This window comes from Hymenobacter baengnokdamensis, from assembly GCF_008728635.1.
Lineage (GTDB): Bacteria > Bacteroidota > Bacteroidia > Cytophagales > Hymenobacteraceae > Hymenobacter > Hymenobacter baengnokdamensis.
In genome coordinates this window covers 73,957-96,372 of sequence record NZ_CP044285.1, presented here as the reverse complement: position 1 = coordinate 96,372, position 22,416 = coordinate 73,957, and the positions used below count along the sequence as shown (strand labels likewise).

At 60.0% G+C, this 22,416-nt stretch carries 17 protein-coding genes; 14 read left to right on the top strand and 3 right to left on the bottom strand.

Annotation, left to right across the window (positions count from 1 at the left end; translation table 11 throughout):
- Nucleotides 1–6: 6 nt before the first annotated feature.
- From F6X24_RS00385 to F6X24_RS00330, 12 genes are all read left to right on the top strand, one after another.
- Complete coding sequence (locus tag F6X24_RS00385; RefSeq protein WP_151085750.1) at nt 7–1,872, top strand: cytochrome c oxidase subunit I; 1,866 nt, start codon at nt 7–9, stop codon at nt 1,870–1,872.
- Between the two features lie 161 nt (nt 1,873–2,033).
- Complete coding sequence (locus F6X24_RS00380) at nt 2,034–3,167, top strand: COX15/CtaA family protein (protein WP_151085749.1); 1,134 nt, start codon at nt 2,034–2,036, stop codon at nt 3,165–3,167.
- A 56-nt stretch (nt 3,168–3,223) separates the two neighbouring features.
- Nucleotides 3,224–4,075: a heme o synthase gene (gene cyoE / locus F6X24_RS00375; RefSeq protein WP_151085748.1), complete on the top strand. Its 852-nt coding sequence runs from the start codon at nt 3,224–3,226 to the stop codon at nt 4,073–4,075.
- Nucleotides 4,076–4,172: 97 nt separating this feature from the next.
- Entirely contained in the window at nt 4,173–4,763 is a 591-nt protein-coding gene (locus F6X24_RS00370) for a cytochrome c oxidase subunit 3 (RefSeq protein WP_151085747.1), read from the top strand.
- A 44-nt stretch (nt 4,764–4,807) separates the two neighbouring features.
- Nucleotides 4,808–5,584, top strand: a complete 777-nt coding sequence (locus F6X24_RS00365; RefSeq protein WP_151085746.1) for a cytochrome c oxidase subunit 3 — start codon at nt 4,808–4,810, stop codon at nt 5,582–5,584.
- A gap of 98 nt (nt 5,585–5,682) precedes the next feature.
- Nucleotides 5,683–6,039: a cytochrome C oxidase subunit IV family protein gene (locus tag F6X24_RS00360; protein WP_151085745.1), complete on the top strand. Its 357-nt coding sequence runs from the start codon at nt 5,683–5,685 to the stop codon at nt 6,037–6,039.
- Nucleotides 6,040–6,045: 6 nt separating this feature from the next.
- A complete protein-coding gene (locus F6X24_RS00355; protein WP_151085744.1) occupies nt 6,046–6,738 on the top strand; it encodes a hypothetical protein in 693 nt (230 codons plus the stop codon).
- Nucleotides 6,722–7,303, top strand: coding sequence for a DUF420 domain-containing protein (locus tag F6X24_RS00350; RefSeq protein ID WP_151085743.1), 582 nt, complete (start codon nt 6,722–6,724; stop codon nt 7,301–7,303). The genes F6X24_RS00355 and F6X24_RS00350 overlap by 17 nt, the downstream gene beginning before the upstream one ends.
- Nucleotides 7,304–7,330: 27 nt before the next feature.
- Nucleotides 7,331–7,576 (top strand): hypothetical protein, encoded by a 246-nt coding sequence (locus F6X24_RS00345; protein WP_151085742.1) that lies wholly within the window; start codon nt 7,331–7,333, stop codon nt 7,574–7,576.
- A gap of 161 nt (nt 7,577–7,737) precedes the next feature.
- A complete protein-coding gene (locus F6X24_RS00340) occupies nt 7,738–11,514 on the top strand; it encodes a sensor histidine kinase (protein ID WP_151085741.1) in 3,777 nt (1,258 codons plus the stop codon).
- 146 nt (nt 11,515–11,660) lie between these two features.
- Nucleotides 11,661–12,068, top strand: a complete 408-nt coding sequence (locus F6X24_RS00335; protein ID WP_151085740.1) for a hypothetical protein — start codon at nt 11,661–11,663, stop codon at nt 12,066–12,068.
- A 269-nt stretch (nt 12,069–12,337) separates the two neighbouring features.
- Nucleotides 12,338–16,177, top strand: a complete 3,840-nt coding sequence (locus F6X24_RS00330; RefSeq protein WP_151085739.1) for a RodZ family helix-turn-helix domain-containing protein — start codon at nt 12,338–12,340, stop codon at nt 16,175–16,177.
- On the opposite strand, the gene F6X24_RS00325 is transcribed toward F6X24_RS00330, so the two are convergent.
- Nucleotides 16,174–16,572 carry a PIN domain-containing protein gene (locus tag F6X24_RS00325; RefSeq protein ID WP_151085738.1) on the bottom strand — a complete coding sequence of 133 codons (399 nt, stop codon included), beginning with the start codon at nt 16,570–16,572 and terminating at the stop codon, nt 16,174–16,176. The two genes, F6X24_RS00330 and F6X24_RS00325, sit on opposite strands and share 4 nt — an antisense overlap.
- The gene (locus F6X24_RS00320) at nt 16,562–16,780 is read right to left on the bottom strand and encodes a hypothetical protein (protein WP_151085737.1); all 219 of its coding nucleotides are present in this window, start codon (nt 16,778–16,780) and stop codon (nt 16,562–16,564) included. The genes F6X24_RS00325 and F6X24_RS00320 overlap by 11 nt, the downstream gene beginning before the upstream one ends.
- Nucleotides 16,781–16,952: 172 nt before the next feature.
- On the opposite strand from F6X24_RS00320, the gene F6X24_RS00315 reads away from it, so the two are divergent.
- The gene (locus F6X24_RS00315) at nt 16,953–18,464 is read left to right on the top strand and encodes an FAD binding domain-containing protein (protein ID WP_151085736.1); all 1,512 of its coding nucleotides are present in this window, start codon (nt 16,953–16,955) and stop codon (nt 18,462–18,464) included.
- 127 nt (nt 18,465–18,591) lie between these two features.
- Entirely contained in the window at nt 18,592–20,874 is a 2,283-nt protein-coding gene (locus F6X24_RS00310) for a xanthine dehydrogenase molybdopterin binding subunit (protein WP_151085735.1), read from the top strand.
- A 78-nt stretch (nt 20,875–20,952) separates the two neighbouring features.
- Here F6X24_RS00310 and F6X24_RS00305 read toward each other — a convergent pair whose 3' ends face one another.
- Nucleotides 20,953–22,386 carry a DUF6986 family protein gene (locus F6X24_RS00305; RefSeq protein WP_151085734.1) on the bottom strand — a complete coding sequence of 478 codons (1,434 nt, stop codon included), beginning with the start codon at nt 22,384–22,386 and terminating at the stop codon, nt 20,953–20,955.
- Between the last annotated feature and the right edge of the window lie 30 nt (nt 22,387–22,416).

Here is a 22,416-nt window from a genome sequence, read left to right as displayed (position 1 = left end):
TGATTTATGGCTACTAATCTTCCGGTTTCCTCGCAGTCGCAGGGTGGAATAGGTACTGCGCCAGTGCCTCACACTGAGCACGACGACCATCTGCACGACCACGAGCACCACGACCAGCACTGGCTATGGAAATACGTTTTCAGCCAGGACCATAAAATGATTGCCCGCCAGTTCCTGATTACTGGCATGATGTGGGCTATTATTGGCGGGGTGCTTTCGAGCTTGTTCCGCCTGCAGCTGGGCTGGCCCGAGGCTACGCTCGACTGGCTTCAGCCATTACTCGGCAAGTGGATTTCGGGCGGCAAGCTGGACCCCGAGTTCTACCTGGCGCTGGTAACGATGCACGGTACCATTATGGTATTCTTCGTGCTGACGGCCGGTCTATCGGGCACGTTCTCTAACTTCCTGATTCCGTTGCAAGTAGGCGCCCGTGATATGGCTTCGGGCTTCATGAACATGCTCTCGTACTGGTTTTTCTTCCTGTCGAGCCTTATCATGTTCTGCTCGCTGTTTCTGGAAACTGGTCCTGCTTCGGCTGGCTGGACAATCTACCCGCCCCTGAGCGCCTTACCGCAGGCTATTTCCGGCTCGGGCACGGGCATGACGATGTGGCTCGTGAGCATGGTATTCTTTATCGTTTCGCAGCTGCTGGGTGGTGTCAACTACGTGACGACGGTTATCAACCTGCGTACCCGTGGCATGAGCATGAGCAAGCTGCCACTTACTATCTGGGCCTTCTTCCTGACGGCTATTCTCGGTATCCTCTCGTTCCCGGTTTTGTTTTCGGCGGCCCTGCTGCTGGTATTTGACCGCTCGTTTGGTACTTCCTTCTTCCTGTCTGATATCTACATCGCTGGTCAGGCATTGCACAACCAGGGTGGTTCGCCGGTATTGTTCCAGCACCTGTTCTGGTTCTTAGGTCACCCCGAAGTGTATATCGTAATTATGCCCGCGATGGGCATGGTGTCAGAGATTCTGGCTACTAACGCTCGCAAGCCGATTTTTGGCTACCGCGCCATGATTGGCTCGCTGATTGGTATCTCGCTGCTGTCGTTCGTAGTGTGGGCTCACCACATGTTTGTGACGGGTATGAATCCCTTCCTGGGTTCGGTCTTCATGTTCCTGACATTGATTATCGCGGTGCCATCGGGGGTAAAGGTATTTAACTGGCTAGCTACGCTGTGGCGCGGCAATATTCGCTTCACGGCCGCAATGCTGTTTGCCATTGGGTTTGTATCGCTGTTTATCTCGGGTGGTCTCACGGGTATTATCCTTGGTAACGCTACGCTCGATATCCAGATGCACAACACCTACTTTGTGGTAGCTCACTTCCACCTGGTAATGGGTTCGTCAGCTTTCTTTGGTCTTTTTGCCGGGGTTTATCACTGGTTCCCGAAGATGTTTGGCCGCATGATGGATGAAAAGCTAGGGTATATCCACTTTTGGCTGACCTTTCTGGGCGTATATCTGGTGTTTATGCCAATGCACTACGTGGGTATTGCCGGCTTCCCCCGCCGCTACTACGCGTGGACCGGCTTTGATGCCTTCTCGCAGTTTGCCGACCTGAATAAGTTTATCTCGGCGGCGGCCATTCTGGCTTTCTTCGCCCAGTTTATCTTCATCTTCAACTTCTTCTACAGTATCTTCCGTGGCCGTCGGGCTACTGAAAACCCGTGGAACTCGACGACGCTGGAATGGACGACGCCCATCGAGCCTGGTCACGGCAACTGGCCCGGTGAGATTCCGGCTGTTTACCGCTGGCCCTATGACTATAGCAAGCCGGGGGCAGAAGCGGACTTCATTCCGCAGAACGTGCCCTACTCGCAAACGCCTTCGTCAAACCTGCCTTACGAGCGCGAGTTGGCCGAATAGCCTGCAAGCATGACTTTGCCTGAACGGGCCGCCGCATCCCGGCGGCCCGTTTCTTTTTGACCACGGATTAGCGTGGGTTTTAGCGGATTTCACAGATTTTGTAGCTGGCTGCAAGCAATTTATGTACTTGGAACTGCCTGGCAATCGTAGCACCTCATACTATGAAGGAATTGAAGTTTGTGCGGCGCTTCCGTTTTTGGAGCGTCCTGACGGTGATAAGTATCTACCTGCTGATTCTGGTAGGGGGCGTAGTGCGGGCAACCGGCTCGGGTATGGGTTGCCCTGATTGGCCCAAGTGCTTTGGGCAGTGGGTGCCACCTACGGAGGCCAGCCAGCTACCCCCTGGTTATAAGCAGGTGTATACTGCCCAGCGGGTAGCTAAAAACCAGAAACTGGCGCGCACACTGGCGAGTATGGGATTTGGGCAGGTAGCAGGAGAAATATTTGCCCATCCAACTCAGTATATAGAAACGGATTTTAATGCTGTTAAAACGTGGATTGAATACTTGAACCGTCTGCTGGGGGCACTCATTGGCATTTTTGTGTTTGTAACTGCCGTAGTAGCGCTGCCATACTGGCGCCGTGACCGGCCGGTGGTGGGGCTGGCAGTAGGAGCGTGGGTGCTTACCGGCTTTCAGGGTTGGCTGGGGTCGCTGGTAGTGTCGACCAACCTGCTGCCCGTGATGGTGACAATTCATATGGGGCTGGCGCTGTTGATTGTGGCTATGCTGCTGTATGCGGCACACCGGGCCCGCTGGGGCGGGGCCGAAGCCGAGCTTGACCGCCAACTGGAGCTGGAAACCCTAGGGGGCGAGGAAGACGAAGCGCTGGCCACTGCCACTGGCCTGCGCTGGCTGATGTGGGGTGCGCTGCTACTCACCTTCGTACAGATAATACTAGGTACGCAGGTGCGCGAGGAGATAGACCGGATTGCATCGGCGGCTGGCTACGGGCATCGTAGTACCTGGATTGAGGCGCTGGGTAGCGTTTTTGAGGCGCATCGTACACTCTCGGCCATCCTGGTGCTGGCCAACGTGTATATTGGCTTCCAGCTCTGGCAGCTGGATACTGCGGGGCTGCGGCAACTGGTAGCGGCTACCGGGGTCCTGTTAGGGCTGGAACTGGTGGCGGGCATTACGCTGGCTTATTTCGCGCTGCCCGCTTTTGTGCAGCCCATACACCTGACCCTGGCAACCCTGCTCTTTGGTACTCAGTTTTTGACGCTGCTGGCTCTGCGGCGGCTGGTGCGGGTAGGGGCGTTTGCCGGAGCACCGCCCCTACAAGAAGCGAACTAAGTACCCGCCCTAGCCCCGGTAGGGCGTACCTTTGCAGCGGTAATTTTATCTGGTTAATGACGAAGGCCCGCGCCTATTTTCAGCTCATCAAGTTTCGGCTATCCTTTACGGTTGCGTTTTCCAGCGCGCTGGGTTACCTGTTGGGGTCGGCTACACCAAGCTGGGGGCGGGCGCTGCTGGTACTGCTGGGCGGCCTGCTCGTAACGGGCGCGGCCAATATCATCAACCAGATATTCGAGAAAGACCTTGATAAGCTGATGCGCCGTACCGAGAACCGGCCCCTGCCCACTGGCCGCCTCTCGCCCACCGAAGCCTGGGTATTTTGCGTTCTGCTGGCCGTGGTAGGGCTGGGTATGCTGGCGTATTATTTTAACCCACTCTCGGCGGCTCTCTCGCTGCTATCGCTGATTCTTTACGGGTTTATATACACGCCGCTCAAAACGGTATCGCCGGTGTGCGTGGCCGTAGGAGCGATTCCGGGGGGACTGCCGCCGCTCATTGGCTGGGTAGCAGCTACCGGCTATATAGGGGAAGCTGCCTGGGTGCTGTTCGGTATTCAGTTTATGTGGCAGTTTCCGCACTTCTGGGCCATTGCCTGGGTGGCTGATGACGACTATAAGCGGGCCGGCTTCAAGATGCTTCCTACACCGGGCGAGCGCGACCTGCGCACGGCATTTCAGATAATGACCTACACGGTGCTGCTGATTCCGGTGTCGCTGCTGCCGCTCGTGCTGGGTATCTCGGGCCGTACGTCGGCGGTGGTGGCGCTGGTGTGCGGAGTACTGTTTACGCTGCTTACGGTGCGCCTGATGCGCACCCAGGACCGTAAGGCCGCGCTGAGTATCATGTTTGCGTCGTTTCTCTACCTGCCCATTGTGCAGATTGCGCTGCTTTTAGATAAAGTTTGATTTATAGTTGCCAGTTTTTTGTTGTCAGTTGTTAGTAAGCCAACGGACAACAGGCCGGTTGGCAACCGAGAGCTACTACTTATTTACTCATTATAACATGAAGACTTCCGAAGCAATTTATGCGGATAAGGAGCTGGGCCTGGGCTGGCACCCCAAGCGGGTACTCCTCGTTCTGCTTATTTTCAGCATTGTAATGATGTTTGCCGCTTTCACCAGCGGCTATATAGTGCGGCGTGATGAAGGCAACTGGCGCGAGTTTGACCTGCCCGTAAGCTTGCTCTTCAATTCCGTCGTCATTGCGCTCAGCAGCGCGGCTATGCAGTGGGCTTACTATTCGGCCAAGCACGACGAGGTGAAGCGCACGCACCTGGGGCTGCTGCTGACGATGGTGCTGGGCATAGTATTTTTGTTTGGGCAGGTTCACTCGTGGGGCGACCTGGTGGCCGGCCACACCTTCTTCGGCGGGGCCGATGCCAATCCGTCGGGTTCTTTCGTGTATGTATTGATGGGCGTACACGCTTTCCACCTTATCACGGGCCTCATTTTTGTGGCCGTAGTTTTGAAGCGAAGCCTTAATTATCAGGTGCATTCGCGCGCAATGCTTTCGATTGGTAACGCTACCTTATACTGGCACTTCCTGGGCGGGCTTTGGCTGTACCTGTATTTGTTCCTACTTTTGAACCACTAAACGGGAATTTGGCGTAAAGCCCGCCTGTCCATCTGTTGTCCGTTATGGCCCACTCCACTACTTTGCAGCCCACCGCTGCCTCTGCCGCCTACGTCGATGCCCCCCGCACCGGCACCTGGGACGGCGGCAATGAACCCTTCAAGGCAAGCTACGGCAAGCTGATGATGTGGATTTTCCTGCTCTCGGATACCTTCACTTTCGGCGCATTTCTGACGGCCTACGGCCTCATTCGCCACAAGCACGGGGTATTCACGGGGCAGGCAAAGGACTTTTTCTTTAGCACCGCGCATTGGCCAATCCCGGAAAAGGTATTTAATGCCTTTCCCGGTATGCATGGCGTAGACCTGCCGCTGGCGTTCGTGGCGCTGATGACCATGATTCTTATTTTCAGCTCCGTAACGATGGTACTGGCCGTAGAGGCCGGCCACCGGATGGACAAGGCTGATGTGCAGAAGTGGCTGTTGTGGACCATTTTGTTTGGCAGCATGTTTCTCTGCAGCCAGGCCATTGAGTGGACCCACTTTATCGGTGGCCACGAAGAGGGCACGCGCATGGCCGATGGCACCATCTTTCACGGTGCTAACCTGGTGATGAATCAGTACGGCCCGCCGCTGTTTGGCGACCTGTTCTTCTTTATTACCGGCTTCCACGGTACCCACGTATTTTCGGGGGTTTGCCTGCTGGTATGGTGCTTTATCGCTACCACCAACGGCACCTTTGAAAAGCGCGGTCATTACGAGATGATTGAGAAAATCGGCCTCTACTGGCACTTCGTAGACCTGGTATGGGTATTTGTCTTCACGTTCTTCTACCTCGTTTAATTGAGTTAAAAATTATGAGTTAAGGGTTATGAGTTGGCCTTTCAACTGCTAGAGTCAGACTCATAACTCCTAATTCATAACTCCTGACTTTAAACTATATGTCTGCTCACGCTGCTACCGAACAAAGCGCCTTTACCGGTGAAATTCCCAAGCCCAATACCGCCTGGATTTGGAAGACCTTCTGGATTCTGGTTGTTATCACGGCAATAGAGTTTGCCATTGCCTTCTCGATGACCTCGCCGGGCCTGCGGACGTTCCGCAATAGTATCTTCATCGTGATGACGCTGCTCAAGGCTTTCTTTATTGTGGGAGAGTTTATGCACCTGAAACACGAGGTAAAGAGTCTTATCTGGACGATTCTGATACCGACGGCGCTGCTGGTGTGGCTGGTAGTGGCCCTCGTAACGGAAGGCTCGTACGTAGGCGAAGTCCTTTCGCACATGTTTAGCAGCTAAAGCAGGATGCGACCACGCCAGACTATCTTGCTGGGCCTGCTGTTGCTGGTGCCGGTGCTGGCGTTCTTATTCCTATACGGCTTTGGCCGCAATCATTACGCGCTGCCAACCTACTTGCCCGAGCGGGCGGACTCGGTCCGCACCTCGGCTGGAGGGTGGCAGCGCGATACTGTTTTTCACCGGGTACGGCCGTTTCGCCTGCGCACAGTGGGCGGGCGCACGCTGACGAGCGCAGAGCTGGGCCAAGGCATGTATGTAGTGCAGTTTTACGCGCCCGGCGAAGCAGGTGCGCCGGCTGCTCGCGTGCTGGCCCGCATTCAGGAGCGGTTCCGGCCCGAACCCCGGGTGCGGATGGTTACGCTGGTGCCCACTGCCGCCAGTACTGCCGCTACCGATGCGCAGCTTGAAAAGCTAAGCGAACAGTACGGCACCATAAGCGGTAAATGGCTGATTGCAGCAGCCCCGGCCGACACGCTGCGGCAGCTGGCGCAGTACGAGTTTGGCCAAACTGCCCTGCGGCCCGAGCACTTTCCCTTTCGGCCCGCTACCGAACCCGCGAACCTGCTGCCCGGCCGGCTGTTGTTGCTAGATAAAGCCCAGCATGTGCGGGGCTACTACGACGCCACCGACAAATACGAGGTCGAGCGCCTGATTACCGAACTCAACGTTTTGCTTTATAGCTATGACAACCGCGACTGAGCAGCTACACCCGCCTGTGCTGGAGCCCGGCGACTATACCAAGTATAAGGTTATTCTGGGGACGCTGGGCGTAGTAGTACCGCTGCTGGTAGCCGTGCTGTTTTACTTCAAAAATATCTTCCGCATTCAGGGGGCCGATGTGTATCTGCACGCGCTGCCCGCGGTCAATGCCGCCCTCAACTCGCTAACGGCCGTAGCGTTACTGACCGGCTTTTACTTTATCAGGCAGAAAAACGTGCTGGCACACCGCACGGCCATGGGCACGGCTTTCGCGCTGGGCGGCTTGTTTTTAATTTCTTACGTCGCCTACCACTCGCAGGTCGAGAGCACGCATTTTGGCGGTGTTGGGGCAGTGAAAGCCATTTATTTTCTGTTGCTGCTCACGCACATCAGCCTGGCCGCCGTCACGGTGGCCTTGGTTCTCTTTACCTTATACTTCGCGCTGACCGGCCAGTACACCAAGCATAAGCGCATTGCCCGGTGGACCTTTCCCATTTGGCTTTACGTCTCGGTAACGGGCGTCATCGTATATTTCATGATTGCGCCGTATTACCCGGTAGTCTAAGGTCAATTAATTAATTTAATAATATATATGAAAAAAATAATTTTAGGGCTGGTGCTGAGCTTTATGGCCCTGGCTACCGTACTGCCTGCCGCCGCCCAGTGCGTAATGTGCAAAAGCCAGGTGGAAGCCGCTCGGGCTGAGAAAGATGACTACGACGTAGCAGGCCTCAACAAAGGCATTGTGTACATGATGACGGTGCCTTACATTTTGATGGGAGCCGTAGGCTTCTTCTGGTACCGTCGCACGCATCCGAAGCGGCCGGCCAAGTTTTAAGCCGAAATTGAGTGCAGCAACCGTTGGCCCGGCCTTATAGCTGGGCCAACGGTTTTTTTATGCTTGTGGCCTGGGCTAAAGCCGGTATCCGGCAGTAGCTTGCAGTAGTTGGCCGGCCTGGTTTTTGTCGGGCTGCCCACGTTAGCCTTTAATTTTCTGCTTTGTCTTTGTTGCCGGTTCGATTTTCGTTTGCTCGCTCCTGGCCGCTGGTGCTGCTGCTGCTGGCACTGCTAAGCTTTGTGGGCAGCTGGCTGGCAAATAACTATGGGCAGTTTTCGGATAACAGCCTGCTTTCGCCCAACGCAGCTCACCTGCAAAACCTGGTAAACCAGGCCGCCGCTACGGCCGGGCGCGAGGCCGGGCGCGTAGCACTAGAGTGCCAGCCTCCGGCCGCCCCCGATTTCAGCCGCCTGCTGACGGAGTGCTCTTACCCGACCTTTGTGGCCGTGAATGGGCAGATAGCCGGCTGGTCGGCCTCGGGCCCCGAGCCCACCAGCGCGGAGCTGGCCGACCCCCGGGCCGAGCGGCTTACTGAAACGACGCTGGGCGAGTTTTTAGTAGTGCGCCGGGCCCTGGGGCCGGTGGTGGTGCTGGTTTACGTGCCCCTGGCCCGGCACTACGGCATTAGCAACCGCTACTTGCGTGAGGGAGCCGCGCCGGCCCTGCTGCAAGGGATGGAGGTGCAGGTACGGGCCGCGCCGGTGCAGCCCAACGCCGCCAACGGGCTGGTGGCTGCCCTGGTCGATACACAGGGGCAATACCTGTTTTCGGTGGTGCAGCTGCCGGGTAATGCCTTAGCCGGGCGCTTGCTGCCGCTGGCACTGCTCGTGCTGGGTATTGCTTTTTATACGGTGGGCTGGCTGGGGCTGGTGCGCCGCTGGTGGCAGCAGGGGCAGGTGGCGTTGGCCCTGGTAGTGCTGGCGGGCACGCCGCTGGTGCTACGGCTCGTGCTGCTGTATCTGGGGCTGCCTTACGCTTGGCTGGAGCTGCCCCTGTTCGACCCGCGGGTGTATGCCGTGTCGGGCTGGGCCCCTTCGCTGGGCGACTTGCTGCTCAATGGCCTGCTGGCCGTGCTGCTGGCGGGTAGCCTGGTGCTGATGAGCCATCACTACGAGCTGCCAGCACGGGCCGGCCGGGCGCCGGCCGGGCGCTGGGGGCTACCTGCCCTGGCGGGGTTTATAGTTTCGCTGGGGTCCTTATATAGCTACTACTGTAGTGCGTTTAGTAATAATCAGCTTAGCCTTGATATTACGCAGAGCATGCAGGTGAGTGGGTTCCGGCTGGTACTGCTGCTGGCGGTACTGCTGCACACGGCGGCTTTCGTAACTGGCTTTTACCTCTGTACGGAGCTGTTGCTGCCCGACCTGCGCCGCCTGCCGCGCCGCCTGCTGCTGTGGGGTGGGGGCAGCCTGGCCGTGCTGCTGCTGGGCCTGGGTGGCGGGCTGCATCGGGGCTACCTGCTGCTGGCGGGCATGGCTTGTCTGTACCTGGTGCTGGCGCGCCTCGGGCAGCTGGCCGGGCGGCCGGTGCAGCGTGGCCCCGCCTATTTGCTGTTTCTGTTGCTGCTGGGGCTGGCCTCGGCTACCGGCGCGGCGGCGTTATACGGGCAGTTTGAGCACCAGCTCTTGCTGGATAAGCAGCGGCTGGCTACCAATCTCTTAGTTGATAATGATTTGCAGGGAGAATTCCTGCTGGGGCAGCGGTTGCGCCGGCTGGCCAGCGACCCCCTGGTTGCCCGCCTGTTTACCACAACGCCGGTGCGCACCGAGGCCATCCGGCGGCGCATCGAGCGGCAGTACCTGCGCAGCTATTTTGATAAATACGAAGAGTCGGTAGACCTGTTTGACCCCAGCGGGCAACCCGTGGGCGGCGAAGCCGATGATACCCTGACCTTCAACCAGACGCGCTTGCTGCTCTCGCGCACGGCTACGCCTACCGACCAGGAAGGCGTATACCTGCTCAAATCGGATAATTCATTTAGCTCGCGCCGCTACGTGGCGGTGGTACCCGTGACGCAGCCCGCGCCGGGCGGCATAGGGCCTCCCGCGCCGGTTGGCACCATTCTGCTCACGCTGAGCCTGAAGCAGCTAGCCAGCTACAGCGTGCTGCCCGAGCTGCTGGTCGACCAGAAGTTTTTTCAGCCGGGCCTGGCGGCAGACCTCAGCTATGCCGGCTATGCCAAGGGGCGGCTGGTGTACAGCGAAGGCGACTTCGACTATGCCAACCGCTTGCCAGCCGCTTTGCTGCGCGACCAGCGGTTGTATCAAAATGGCCTGATAGTCAGTGACTTTCACCACCTGGCGATGCGTGACGCCAGTGGCCGGCGGGTGGTCGTCGTAACTACCAGTACCTACTCGGTGGCCGACTGGTTTTCCAACTTTTCTTTTCAGCTGCTGCTCAATGTGCTGGTGTGGCTGCTGGTGGGTGGGGCCTACCTGCTGCTGCGCCGCGAAGGCTGGGGCGTGCAGTTCAATTTCAGCGCCCGCATTCAGCTGCTGCTCAATCTGGGTATTCTTCTTCCGCTGCTGGTGGTGAGCGTGGCTACGGCCAGCCAGGTAATATCGGGCTACCGCCGCGATTTGCACCGCACCTACGAGCGCCGCGGCCGCATTGCGCTCGAAAGCCTGCTCCGCCGCCGCGACCAGCTTACCGATACGACGGCCCGGCCGGTGCTTCAGGCGCTGGCCCACAACGTGGCGGCCCTCACCGAAACCGACCTTAACCTGTACGACTCACGCGGGCAGCTGCTGGTGAGCTCGCAGCCCCTCATTTTTGAGGCCGGGCTGCTGGGGCCGCTGCTCAACCCGCAGGCCCTGGTAGAGCTGCGTGAGCGCGGGCTGAGCCGGACGCTGCTTACCGAGCGGGCGGGCTCGCTTTCGTTCAACTCGCTGTACCTGCCCGTGCGGGCGGCCAGTGTCGATGGCCCATCGGGGCCGGTGCTGGGCTACGTAGGCATTCCGTTTTTCGACTCGCAGAAAGAGCTGGACAGCAAGCTGACGGAACTTTTTACGACCATCCTGAACATCTTTACGCTCATGTTTCTGGTGTTTCTGGGGCTGGCTTTTGTGGCCACGCGCCAGCTTACGGCCCCGCTCAAGCTGCTAACCCAGCGCCTGACGCGCACCACGCTCACCGGCGAGAACGAGCTGCTCGACTACCATTCGAGCGACGACGAAATTGGCTTGCTGGTGAGCGAGTACAACTCGATGCTGCGCAAGCTGGAGGCCAGTAAGCGCGAGCTGGCGGCCCAGGAAAAAGAGGCGGCCTGGCGCGAGATGGCCCGGCAGGTAGCCCACGAAATCAAGAACCCGCTCACGCCCATGAAGCTGAGTCTGCAATATCTGCAAAAGGCTATATCGGAGCGCCGGCCCAACGCGGAAGAGCTGATTGGGCGCATTTCCCAAACGCTTATTACGCAGATTGATGTGCTTTCAGATATCGCTACCTCTTTTAGCACCTTTACCAACCTGCCCGCCATGCGTCCCACCCGCCTCGATGTGGTGGCGGTGCTGCGCCACTGCGCCGACTTGTTTCGGCAAAACGATGGCGATGAGAAGGGCGAGCTGTACCTAGAGCTGCCGCCCGATGGCACGTATACGGTTTTTGCCGATGAAAGCCTGCTGGTGCGCACCTTCAATAACCTGCTGCTGAATGCTCGCCAGGCGGTGCCAGGTGGCCGCGCGCCGCGCCAGCAGGTAAGCCTGCGGGCGGAAGGCACCGGCAAAATCATCATTACAATTACCGACAACGGGGCTGGTATTGCCGAGGAGGTGCGTGAAAAGATATTCCGGCCCAATTTTACCACCAAGCTCACCGGCTCGGGTATCGGGCTGGCGGTAGCCAAGCGGGGGATTGAGGGCGCGGGCGGGCACCTGTGGTTTGAGACCGAAGTGGGCGTGGGCACCACCTTCTTTATTGAGCTGCCGCTGGCCGGATAGCGCGGTTGGGCGAGAAAACTCACAGGCTCACCGAGCCGTATGGTTTATTGGGCTAGTAAATACTGCCATCTGCTAAGGGCATAAAGTAAGCTGAGAGCAAGCAGGGTAGTTTTGGTCCAGTTACTTATTCGTCTCTCCGCTTCGCTATGTTAACTTACTTACGCTTCCTCTCTGGTATCCTCCTGGCGGGCTTCCTGCTGCTAAGCAGCCGGGGGGCGCAGGCACAAGACCTGGGGCTGGCCGAGTCGCCGGCCGCAACGGTTGCGCAGCAGGCGCAGCAGCAGGCCGATTTCCTGGCCGATGCCCTCCAGCTGAAGGGTCGGCAGGTACACGCGCTACAAGCCGCGCTGCTGGCCCGCCTCGATGCCAACGACGTGTTGAGCCACTTGCTCTTTGTGTCGGGCACCGCCGCTGCGGCAGCTTATGAAGAGGTTGATTACCGCTACTATGCCGCTGTGGGTAAGGTGCTTACGCCCAGTCAATTTCATCTGCTGCTGCAACTTGATGAAAAGGCCGCTGCCAATGAAGCCGCCCTGGCAACCAGCAACCCCTAGCCTTTGCCAACTTTCGGAGGCTGTTAACCCGGAATAAGCGGACGAAGCTGCGCAGCTTCGTCCGCTTATTTTTTGGGCATGGCATCGGTAAATAGCCGCTGGAGCCAACGCTTTCTTTTTTCGGGAGCGCAAGGCTGTAAGCCCATAAGTGCGGGTAATCGGTGAGTAGTAGCGAGTAGTCGGGCCAGGCTATTCAGCAATCGGGGTTAGGGGGCGTACCAAAGGGGGCAGCGTAACGTTGTGCGCCTGCTGCTGCCGAACTTTACTCTATGACCCAACGCTACCGCTTCTGCTTCGCCCTTGTGGCTCTGCTGGTAGCGGTGTTGGGTTTGGCGACACCCGCCCGGGCCCAGCAGCCCGGCCCGCCGCCCGCCGCGCCGGCCCCTAAAGCAGCCCGCCCGGCCGCCGAGCCCGCCCCGCCCAATACTAGGCGCTGCCGTTATCAGCGCCTGGCCATCGGCCGTGATACTACGAGTTTTACGCTGAGTGATACGCTCACGATTGTGCCGGCTTCGGTAACGGCCAATGGCCAGGCGGTCGGCTACGACCCGCGCACCGACCGCTACCAGCTGGTGCGCCCGGCCCCGCGCGATAGCAATGGCGTGGGCCGGCCCGACTCGGTGCTGCTCTGCTACCGGGTGCTGCCGCTGCCGCTGCTGCGGGCGCGCTACCGCCGCCCGCGCCGGCTCATGGACAGCATCGACTTTCGCGACCGCCCCATGCTGGGCGCGCAGGATTTTTCGCAGAAAGAGCAGATACTGAGCACGCCGGGCATTAGCAAAACGGGCAATCTGTCCAGGGGGATTTCTTTTGGCAATACCCAGAACGTGTTCGTGAACTCGGCGCTGAACTTACAGCTGGAGGGGCAGCTGACCGAAAATATTCACCTCACGGCCGCTATTTCCGACCAGAACGTGCCTTTTCAGCCCGAAGGCAACACCCAGACGCTGCAGCAATTCGATAAAATCTATATTACCCTCACCGGCCCGCAGTGGAACCTGACGGCCGGCGACGTGGTGCTGCGCAACAAGCCCGATTATTTTTTGCGCTACTATAAAAATATTCAAGGGGCCGCCATTGAGGCCAATCTGGGGGCGCCCGGCCCGCAGCCGCTGCAGGCTGGCACCACCAACAACAGCGTCAGCAATGCGCCGCCCTCGTCCTTTACCACCTACACCAACGGCGTGACCAATAACAGCGCTGCGCCTCAGGGTGCGGCCAGCGCGCCGCTTACGCCGCCCACGGCTGCCGTACCGCCCGGCCAAGTGCTGCCTACAGCCCCGCCGGCCGGGGCTGCCAGCGTGGTTGTGCGCGACAAGCAGGGCCAGATTCGCTCCTCGACGCTGGTAGCGGGCGGGGTGGCCAAGGGCAAGTTTGCCAGCCTCGACGTGAAGCCCCTCGACAACGTGCAGGGGCCGTACCGCCTCACCGGCCCCAACGGCGAGCAGTTTATCATTGTGCTGGCTGGCTCGGAGCGCGTGTACCTCGATGGCCGGCTGCAGACGCGAGGCTTCGACTTCGACTATGTTATTGACTACAACCTGGCGGAAATTACGTTTTCGCCGCGCCACCTCATCACGGCTAATACGCGCCTGAAGGTCGATTTTGAATATTCCGACCTCAACTATTCGCGCTCCCTCTACACCATCAGCCACTACCAGCAGGTGGGGAAGCTGAATGTGCGCGGCAACTATTACCAGGAGGCCGACAGCCCCGATAACCTGGCCAACCTCACGCTCTCGGCCCAGGACCAGCAGCTGCTGCGCAGTGCCGGCAACGTGTCGTCGGTGCAGGCACCGGGGGCCGATTCGGCAGCCTTCAACCACACCCTGGTGCAATACCACCGCGTGGCCCAGGTCGATGCCGGCACGGGGCTGCGAACCTATGCGTTTGTGTATGCCACCGACTCGCTCCGCGGGGTGTACACGGTGCGCTTTACGCAAGTAGCGGCCAATACGGGTGATTATGCGCTGAGTACCACTGACGTAAACGCGAACGGCCGGGTCTATAAGTACGTCGGCACTAACCTGGGCGATTACAAGGCCGTGCGGATTTTGCCCACGCCACTGCTCAAGCAGATGGTAACCGCCGGGGCTACCTACCAGCTCGACCGGTCGGCCGCGGTGTTTGTGGACCTGGCCAGCTCGCAGCTGCAGCGCAACCGCTTTGCGGTAGGCACCGAAGACAAAGGCCAGGCCATGCGCGTGGGCTACACCGTGCAAGACCGGGCCCTGCCGGCCTGGGTGCCGGCTGCGCTGCAGAAATACCGCCTCCGCTCGGCCCTCGATTACGAGTACACGGCCCCCAAATTTGCGCCCATCGACCGCTACCGCGATATTGAGTTCGACCGCAACTGGAGCGCCCCCAGCACCGCCAACGCCACCACCACCGATGCCCGTGAGGATAATATATTCAACTTTGCCATTGGGCTGAGCCGCGACGCCAACCACGCCGTGAACTACCGCGTGAGCCGCCGCTACCGGCCCGGCGAGGTGAGTGGGGTGCAGCAGTGGGTCGACGTAGCCCAGCAGGTGGGCCGGCTCGAAATGCGCGGCTCCTTGTTCTTACTCAATTCGCAGGCCGGGCGCTACCATTCCGACTGGGCACGGGGCGAGGCCAGCGTGCGCTACGGTGGCGGGCGGCTTATTCCGGGCTACACCTATCGGTTTGATAAAAACAAGGTTATCTCCCCGCGGGGCGATACCATTCGCTCGGCTAATTATTTTGACGAGCACACCTTCTTTCTGCAAACCCCCGACACCGGCCGCACCCGCTACAGCCTCAACTACAGCTTCCGGCGCGACCGCACACCCACCGCCGAGCAGGATAACCTCGCTATTCACAACCAGTCGCAGACGGTGCAGGGCAACCTGACCACCCGTATCAGCAAAACCCAGGACCTGCGTATTGTTGCTACCTACCGCGACGTGAACTTGGTGAGTACCCCCGACAGCGCCCGCCAGCGTAATATTCTGGGCAAAATAGACCACAACGTCAGCTTCCTGCAAAACCAAATTCGCTCCGAGCTGAGCTACAGCGTGCAAACCGGCCGCGAGCTACGGCGCGACTTTTCGTTTCTGGCCGTGCCGGCCGGGCAGGGCACCCACTACTACGCCGGCGACCTCAACCACAACGGCGTGCAGGACAAGGACGAGTTTCTGGAAGCCCAGACCCCTGATGCCCAGTACCGTACCTACATTAAGGTGTACCTGCCCACCAACGATTACCTCACCGCCTACCAGAACCGCCTCAGCTATCGCCTCACCGTGAACGCGCCCCGCGGCTGGCGCGAGGCCGGCAGCTGGCGTGCCGGGCTGGCCCGGCTCAGCAGCATCAGCAGCGCCACGGTAGACCGCCGCACCACCAGCCCCGACCTGGGCTCGCGCCTCAACCCGTTTAGCTTTAATAAGCAAGATGACAAGCTATTGGCTTTCAATCAGCTGTTGCGGAATACGCTGTACTTTAATAGAGCAAACCCTATATTCGGGGCCGAGCTGACCGTGCAGCAAACCCAGCAGAAAACCCTGCTTACCGAAGGCTTCGACCTGCGCAACCTTACCACTCAAAGCCTGCTGCTGCGCCGCACGCTGGCGCAGTCGTTTACGGGCCGCCTCACCACCGCCCGCGACGTGCGCGAGGCCCAGGCCTCGTACTCGGCGGCGCGCAATTTCCGGCTGCTCATCTACACCGTGCAGCCCGAAATCAGCTACCAGCCCAGCCCCATGTTACGCCTCACCGGCTCACTGCTGCACACCAACAAGCACGACGTACTCGACCACACCGGCCAGGCCGACGTGCCCAACGATACCAAGGCTACCTTCGACGACCTGGGCCTCGAAACCCGCCTCAGCCAGGTCAGCAAGCGCACGCTTACGGTGGCTACGCACGTCACGCGGGTAGCCTTTTCGGGCGATGCCAACGCCCAGAATTCCGTAGTAGGCCTCGAAATATTGCAGGCCCTGCGCCCCGGCACCAACTACACCTGGAACCTCAACCTGGAACAGCGGTTGGCTAATGGCCTGAATATCAACGTGGCTTATGATGGCCGTAAAGCCAGCGGCTCCAGCGTGGTGCACACGGGCCGGATGCAGGTGGCGGTGCTGTTTTAAGGTTTAATGACCTGTAAGCCAACGGCCCACAGGTGGTCAAAGTCATGGTCAGTGGTATGCAATTCCACGCCGAAATACAAGGCTGTCGCTGCAATCCACAGGTCATTCTTTCCCATATTTCGGGAGGAGGTACCAACTGGTAACGGCTGTTGCGTCAATTTGCCCTGGCTATAAGCATCCAGGTAAGCGTAGGGCTGAAGCAGTTGGTCCGACACTTCAATAGGGGGAAACTGCTGTCGGATTTGTTGCAGAAAGTTTGTCTTTTGCGGGCCCCAAGCTGCCTTTAAGGCAAAAGCTTCTAGCTCACCAGCTACGATAACCGATAGTAAAGTGCGGGCAGGAAGCGTTTCCTCTCGGCGAATATGTTGGATAATCAGATTGGTATCAAGAAACATCGCTGTCGTTTTGGCGCTCGTCAGCTAGAAGTTGGTCCATACGCTGATTATCTTCTTGTGTAAAGTGCAGATTAGGAATTGGTAGTGGCCCACGAGCTGCATACTCTTCCATAAAGCGCTGAACGCCATACGCTTTAATATCCTCTGGGCGTAACGCAGTGCGACCCTGCCTTAGCAACTGTTGAAGAGGATTGGCAACAAAGCTCATAGTGCTGACCCAGATAAAAATTAATACTACTTAAACGCGGTGCTAGAAATAGAAGTTTACACGGCCGTTGGAGTGCTATAAAGGTATTTGTAAAGCGCAGGATTTTGGCTAAAATTACTATCTGCACTATCTTACCCGTTCGTTTGTCCGCCTTGGATAAGCAAACCAGGACATGATTTCCTTCTACCTCAACGACCAGCCAGTCCATACGGCCGAGCCAGCCGCCAGCGCTTTGCTCGATTTTGTGCGCTACCATGAGCACCTGACGGGCACCAAAATCGGCTGCCGCGAGGGCGACTGCGGGGCCTGCACCGTGCTGGTGGGCGAGCTGGCCGAAGATGGCCAACGCCTTGCCTACCAGAGCATGACGAGCTGCCTCACGCCGCTCGGCAACGTGCACGGCAAGCACGTCGTCACGGTGGAGGGCATCAACCCGGCCGGCGGGCAGCTTACGCCGGTGCAGCAGGCCATTGTGGACCAAAACGGCGCGCAGTGCGGCTTCTGCACGGTGGGCTTCGTGCTGTCGCTCACCGGCCACAGTCTCAGCGATAAGCCGGCTACCGCGAGCAGCACCCGCGCCGCCATCGACGGCAATATCTGCCGCTGCACGGGCTACAAGAGCCTGGAGCGCGCCGCCGCCCGCCTTACCGCCGAGCTGGCCGCACGGCCCGCCACGGATAGTGTAAAGTGGCTGAGTGAAAAGCAGTTCGTGCCCGCCTACTTTACCGAAATACCCGCCCGCCTGGCCGCCCTGCGCGCCGAAACGGGCACGGCGCCGTCGCCCGCTGCCAACGGCCACGACGCCGGCGCCGCGCCCGTTTCGACCTCGCCCAACGGCCACGCGCAAAGCCAGAACGGCCAGCATTCGGCCAGTCAGCCTTTTACCCATCCCCTCTTGTCGGGTGGCACCGACCTATTGGTGCAGCGCCTCGACGAGCTGCGCCAGCAGCCCGTGCGCCTGCTCTTCGACCACGGCCGGCGCGGCGTGCGCCAGCACGAGGGCCGCGTAGTGCTGGGCGCCGCCACCACGGCCAGCCAGTTGCTGGAGTCGGAGGTGATGCGCGGCCTGCTGCCGCGCCTGCCCGACTACCTCAAGCTGGTGTCGAGTACGCCCATCCGCAACATGGGTACGGTGGCCGGCAACTTCGTAAATGCTTCACCCATTGGCGATTTGACCATATTGTTTCTGGCGCTGGGTGCCGAAACTACGCTGGCCGACGCGGCCGGCGCCAACCGCTCGCTGCCGCTGGCCGGGCTGTACCTGGGCTACAAAAAGCTGGCGAAGGCGGCCGATGAGCAGGTAACCGAAATCAGCTTCCCGGCGCCGCTGGCCGGCGATTTCTTCAACTTCGAAAAGGTATCCAAGCGCACGCACCTCGACATTGCCAGCGTGAATACCGCCGCCTGGCTGCGGGTCGAAAACGACGTAATTACGGCCGCCCGCGTCTCGGCCGGCGGGGTAGGGCCGGTGCCGCTGCTGCTGGCCCGCACCGGCGAGTACCTGCTGGGCCGCCCGCTAAGCGCCGACACGGTGGCCGGTGCCAATGCGGTGATGCAGGCAGAAATCAGCCCGATTAGCGACGTGCGCGGCACGGCGGCTTATAAACGTCTGCTGCTGCGGCAACTGCTGTTTGCGCATTTCCTGCGCTTCGCGCCGGCAATGACGCTGGCGGAGTTGAGGTAGGTCGGTGAATAATAAAGAACGTCCTGCTGAGCTTGCCGAAGCAGCTCTACCGAACGATACCCTGGCGGCACGGTAGAGAGCTTCGACAAGCTCAGCATAACATGCGAGTTACTAAAAAAGGCTAGCCATGAACCACCTCGACCCCCAGCGCCACGTGCGCGGCGAATCGCAGTACCTTGATGACGTGCCGGTGCAGCAGGGCACGCTTTACGCCGCGGTGTATGAGTCGCCGCTGGCGCATGGTATTTTAAATAGTCTTGACCTCGACGCGGCGCAAAAAGCGCCCGGCGTGGTGCGTATTCTCACGGCCGCCGATATTCCGGGCCGCAACCAGATTGGCGGCATCGTGCCCGACGAGCCGCTGCTGGCCGAGGGCCACGTACATTTTCGGGGGCAGCCGGTGGCGCTGGTGCTGGCCCGCACCGAGGCCCAGGCCCACGCCGCGCTTAAATTCATAAAAATCGATATTTCGCCGCTGCCCGTCGTTACCGACCCGCGCCGGGCGGCCGCGCAGGGCGAGCTGATAGTGCCGCCGCGCACGTTTCGCATCGGCGACTCGGCCGGCGCGTTTGCGCAGTGCGACTATGTGTTTGAAGGGGTGGCCGAGAGCGGCGGGCAGGAGCATTTATACATCGAAACGCAGGGCGCCTACGCCTTCCCAACCGAGCTGGGCGGCGTTAAAATCATTTCCTCGACCCAGGGGCCGACGGCCGTGCAGCGCCACTGCGCCGTGGTGCTGGGCGTGGGCATGCACCAGGTAGAAGTGGACGTGACGCGCCTGGGAGGCGGCTTTGGCGGCAAGGAAGACCAAGCCACGCCCTGGGGCTGCCTGGCCGCGCTGGGCACTTTTCTGGTGAAAAAGCCGGTGAAGCTGGTGCTCGACCGCATGGCCGACATGCGCATGACCGGCAAGCGCCATCCGTACTCGTCCGACTTCAAAATCGGGCTGAGCAAGGACCTAAAAATCCTGGCCTACGAGGTGACCTACTACCAGAATGCCGGGGCCGCCGCCGACCTCTCGCCGGCCGTGCTGGAGCGCACGCTTTTCCATACCACCAACGCCTACTATATCCCGAACGTCACGGCCACGGCCAACTCGTGCCGCACCAATCTGCCGCCCAATACGGCCTTCCGGGGCTTCGGCGGGCCGCAGGGCATGTTCGTCATCGAGTCGGCCATTACCAGGGCGGCCGAGGCGCTGGGCGTGCTGCCCAGCGATATTCAGCGCCGCAACCTGCTGCGCGAGGGCGACCGGTTTCCGTACCGCCAGCCGGCCGAGGGCTGCCACGCCGAGCAGGCCTGGGACACGGCCGCCGAGCTGTTTGACCTGGCAAAGCAGCGGGCGGAAATCGCGGCCTTTAATTCAAGAAATACTATATTTAAAAAAGGCCTGGCCGTGATGCCCATCTGCTTCGGCATCTCGTTCACCAAGACCTTTATGAACCAGACGCGGGCGCTGGTGCACATCTACACCGATGGCTCGGTGGGCATCAGCACCGGCGCGGTGGAGATGGGGCAGGGCGTGAACACCAAAATCGCGCAGGTGGCGGCCCGCACGCTGGGCATTTCGATTAACCGCATTAAAATCGAGAGCACTAATACTACCCGCGTCGCCAATACCTCGCCCAGCGCCGCCAGCGCCACCGCCGACCTCAACGGCAGGGCCACCCAGCTAGCCTGCCTGGCCCTGCGCGAGCGCCTGCTGCGCCACGCCAGTACCGAGTTTCGAGTTGATTACGAAGGTATTACTATCGAAAACGAGCAGGTGCTGGCCGCCGGCATTCCGGCCGAAACCACCTGGGAAAAGCTGGTGAGCAGCGCCTTCGTGCGCCGAGTGGCCCTCACCGAAAACGCCCACTACGCCACGCCCGGCGTGCATTTCGACGCCAGCGTGGAGCAGGGCCATCCGTTTGCCTACCACGTGTACGGCACGGCCCTTACCACCGCCACCGTCGATTGCCTGCGCGGCACCTACACCATCGACCGCGTGCAGATTGCCCACGATTTCGGCCAGAGCTTCAGCCCGGCCATCGACCGCGGCCAGATTGAGGGCGGCGTCGTGCAGGGCATTGGCTGGATGACGCTGGAAGAAGTGAGCTACAACGACGAAGGCCGCCTGCTCAGCAACTCGCTGAACAGCTACAAGATACCTGACCTCTACGCGGTACCCGCCGTACTCGACGTGCACTTCCTCGACACGCCCGGCCACCCCAATGCCATCCTGCGCGCCAAGGCCGTGGGCGAGCCGCCGCTCATGTACGGCATCGGCGCCTACTTCGCCCTGCGCGACGCGGTGCGGGCATTTCAGCCGGGCATGGCCCTGCCGCTGGTGGCCCCCATGACGCCCGAGCGGGTGTTGGGTGGGTTGTACCCGGAAGTTATTATGGCAAAGCAGACAGTAGCAGGCTAAAACTGCACCAACAGGAACGTCATGCTTCGACAACCTCAGCATGACGTTCTTTTTGATTTCTGCTATCTGACTGGCTAATTACGCCTTGCGCCGACGCCCTGCCAAAATCCGGTAAAACGAGCGCGTCTCAATCTCCTCAATGGTGAGGCCGGTGGGCACGATGTCTTCTGCCGAGATGGCGCCGCAGTTCAGGGCTTTGAGGAAAAAATTGAGCAGGCCCTGGCCGGTGGCGGCGTCGTCGAAGATATCGCCGGTGAGGGTAGAGATGGCGGCGCGGTCCACGAAGGTTTTGAGGCGGTGCACGGCGCCTTCGTAGGAGCTGAGGAAGAAATTGTAGGTGGCCGCGTAGCGCATGGGCAGCTGCGCGGGGTTCAGGTCCCAGCCCTGGTAGAGACCATTGATGAGCGAGTGCATGGTGTGGTGGTAGGCCTGGCGCCAGCCGCTGTGCACGGCTTCCTGGTTTTCGCGCAGCTGCGCAAACGTCAGGTTATCACCGCGGTGCGGGCCGATGGGCATCACGTTGGTAGCGCCATCGGAGAGGAAGATGCCGGTGCCGCCGAGCGCCACCTTGGTCATGTGGTGGGCAAAGTCGCAGACGGGGTGCGCCATGGTCTGGTACTTGGCCGTGATGCCGGCCGAGGCAGTGTAGTCGTAGGTGCCGAAGTGCGCCGCAATGCAGCGCCCCTCGCTGGCCCGGATAATGCGCATGAGCGGGTTGCGGCCCTCATCGTCCATCACAATCTGGGTGGCTTCCACCATCGTTTCCATCTTCAGGGTGCCGGGCGCCAGGTTGTTAGCCTTTTCCAGCAGCTCGAAGAAGCGCACCATCGTGGTCATCTGCTCGGGGATGGTCACTTTGGGCAGCATCACCACGAAGTTATTTGGCAGCTTGCCGCCGGTAGCTTCGAGCAACGTAGTCAGGAAAATGTCGAGGGTGCGCACGCCGCGCGCTTTAAGGTCCTCGGTAAAGGGCTTGATGCGGATGCCGATGAAGGGCGAAAGCGTGCCCTGCTCCATGCCCCTGGCTACTTCGTGGGCAGCCTGCACGGCGGTGACATCTTCCTCGGCATCGGGCCGGTTGCCGAAGCCATCCTCAAAATCAATACGGAAATCTTCGACCGCTTCGGCTTTGAGCTTCTGCACCATCTTGTTGTAGACAGTGTAGGCCAGCCAGGCGGGCTGCTGGCGGCGCTGGTCGGCCGGCAGCTTGTCGAGGTAGGCGGTGAGGTCGTGGATGTCTTTTTCGAGGGTGGGCAGGTGCTCGTGGCCGGTCAGCTGGAGCACCCGCGCCAATTCTACGAAATTGGGGGCGTAAGTCTGGAGGTTGCGCAGGGCAATTTCGCCCATGCGCACGCAGGTATCGGCCTTGAAAAGGTTGGCACCGCCGTACACGGTGTGCACGGGCTGGCGGTCGGGGCGGTCGCCGGGGTAGGTTTTTTGGAAGGCCAGGTTGGCCACGCCGAGCTGGTCGAGCAGGGCCGTTTTGTCGGAGTCCGGGAGGCTGAGTTTCATAAGGGTGGTTTCACCGCAGAGGGCGCAGAA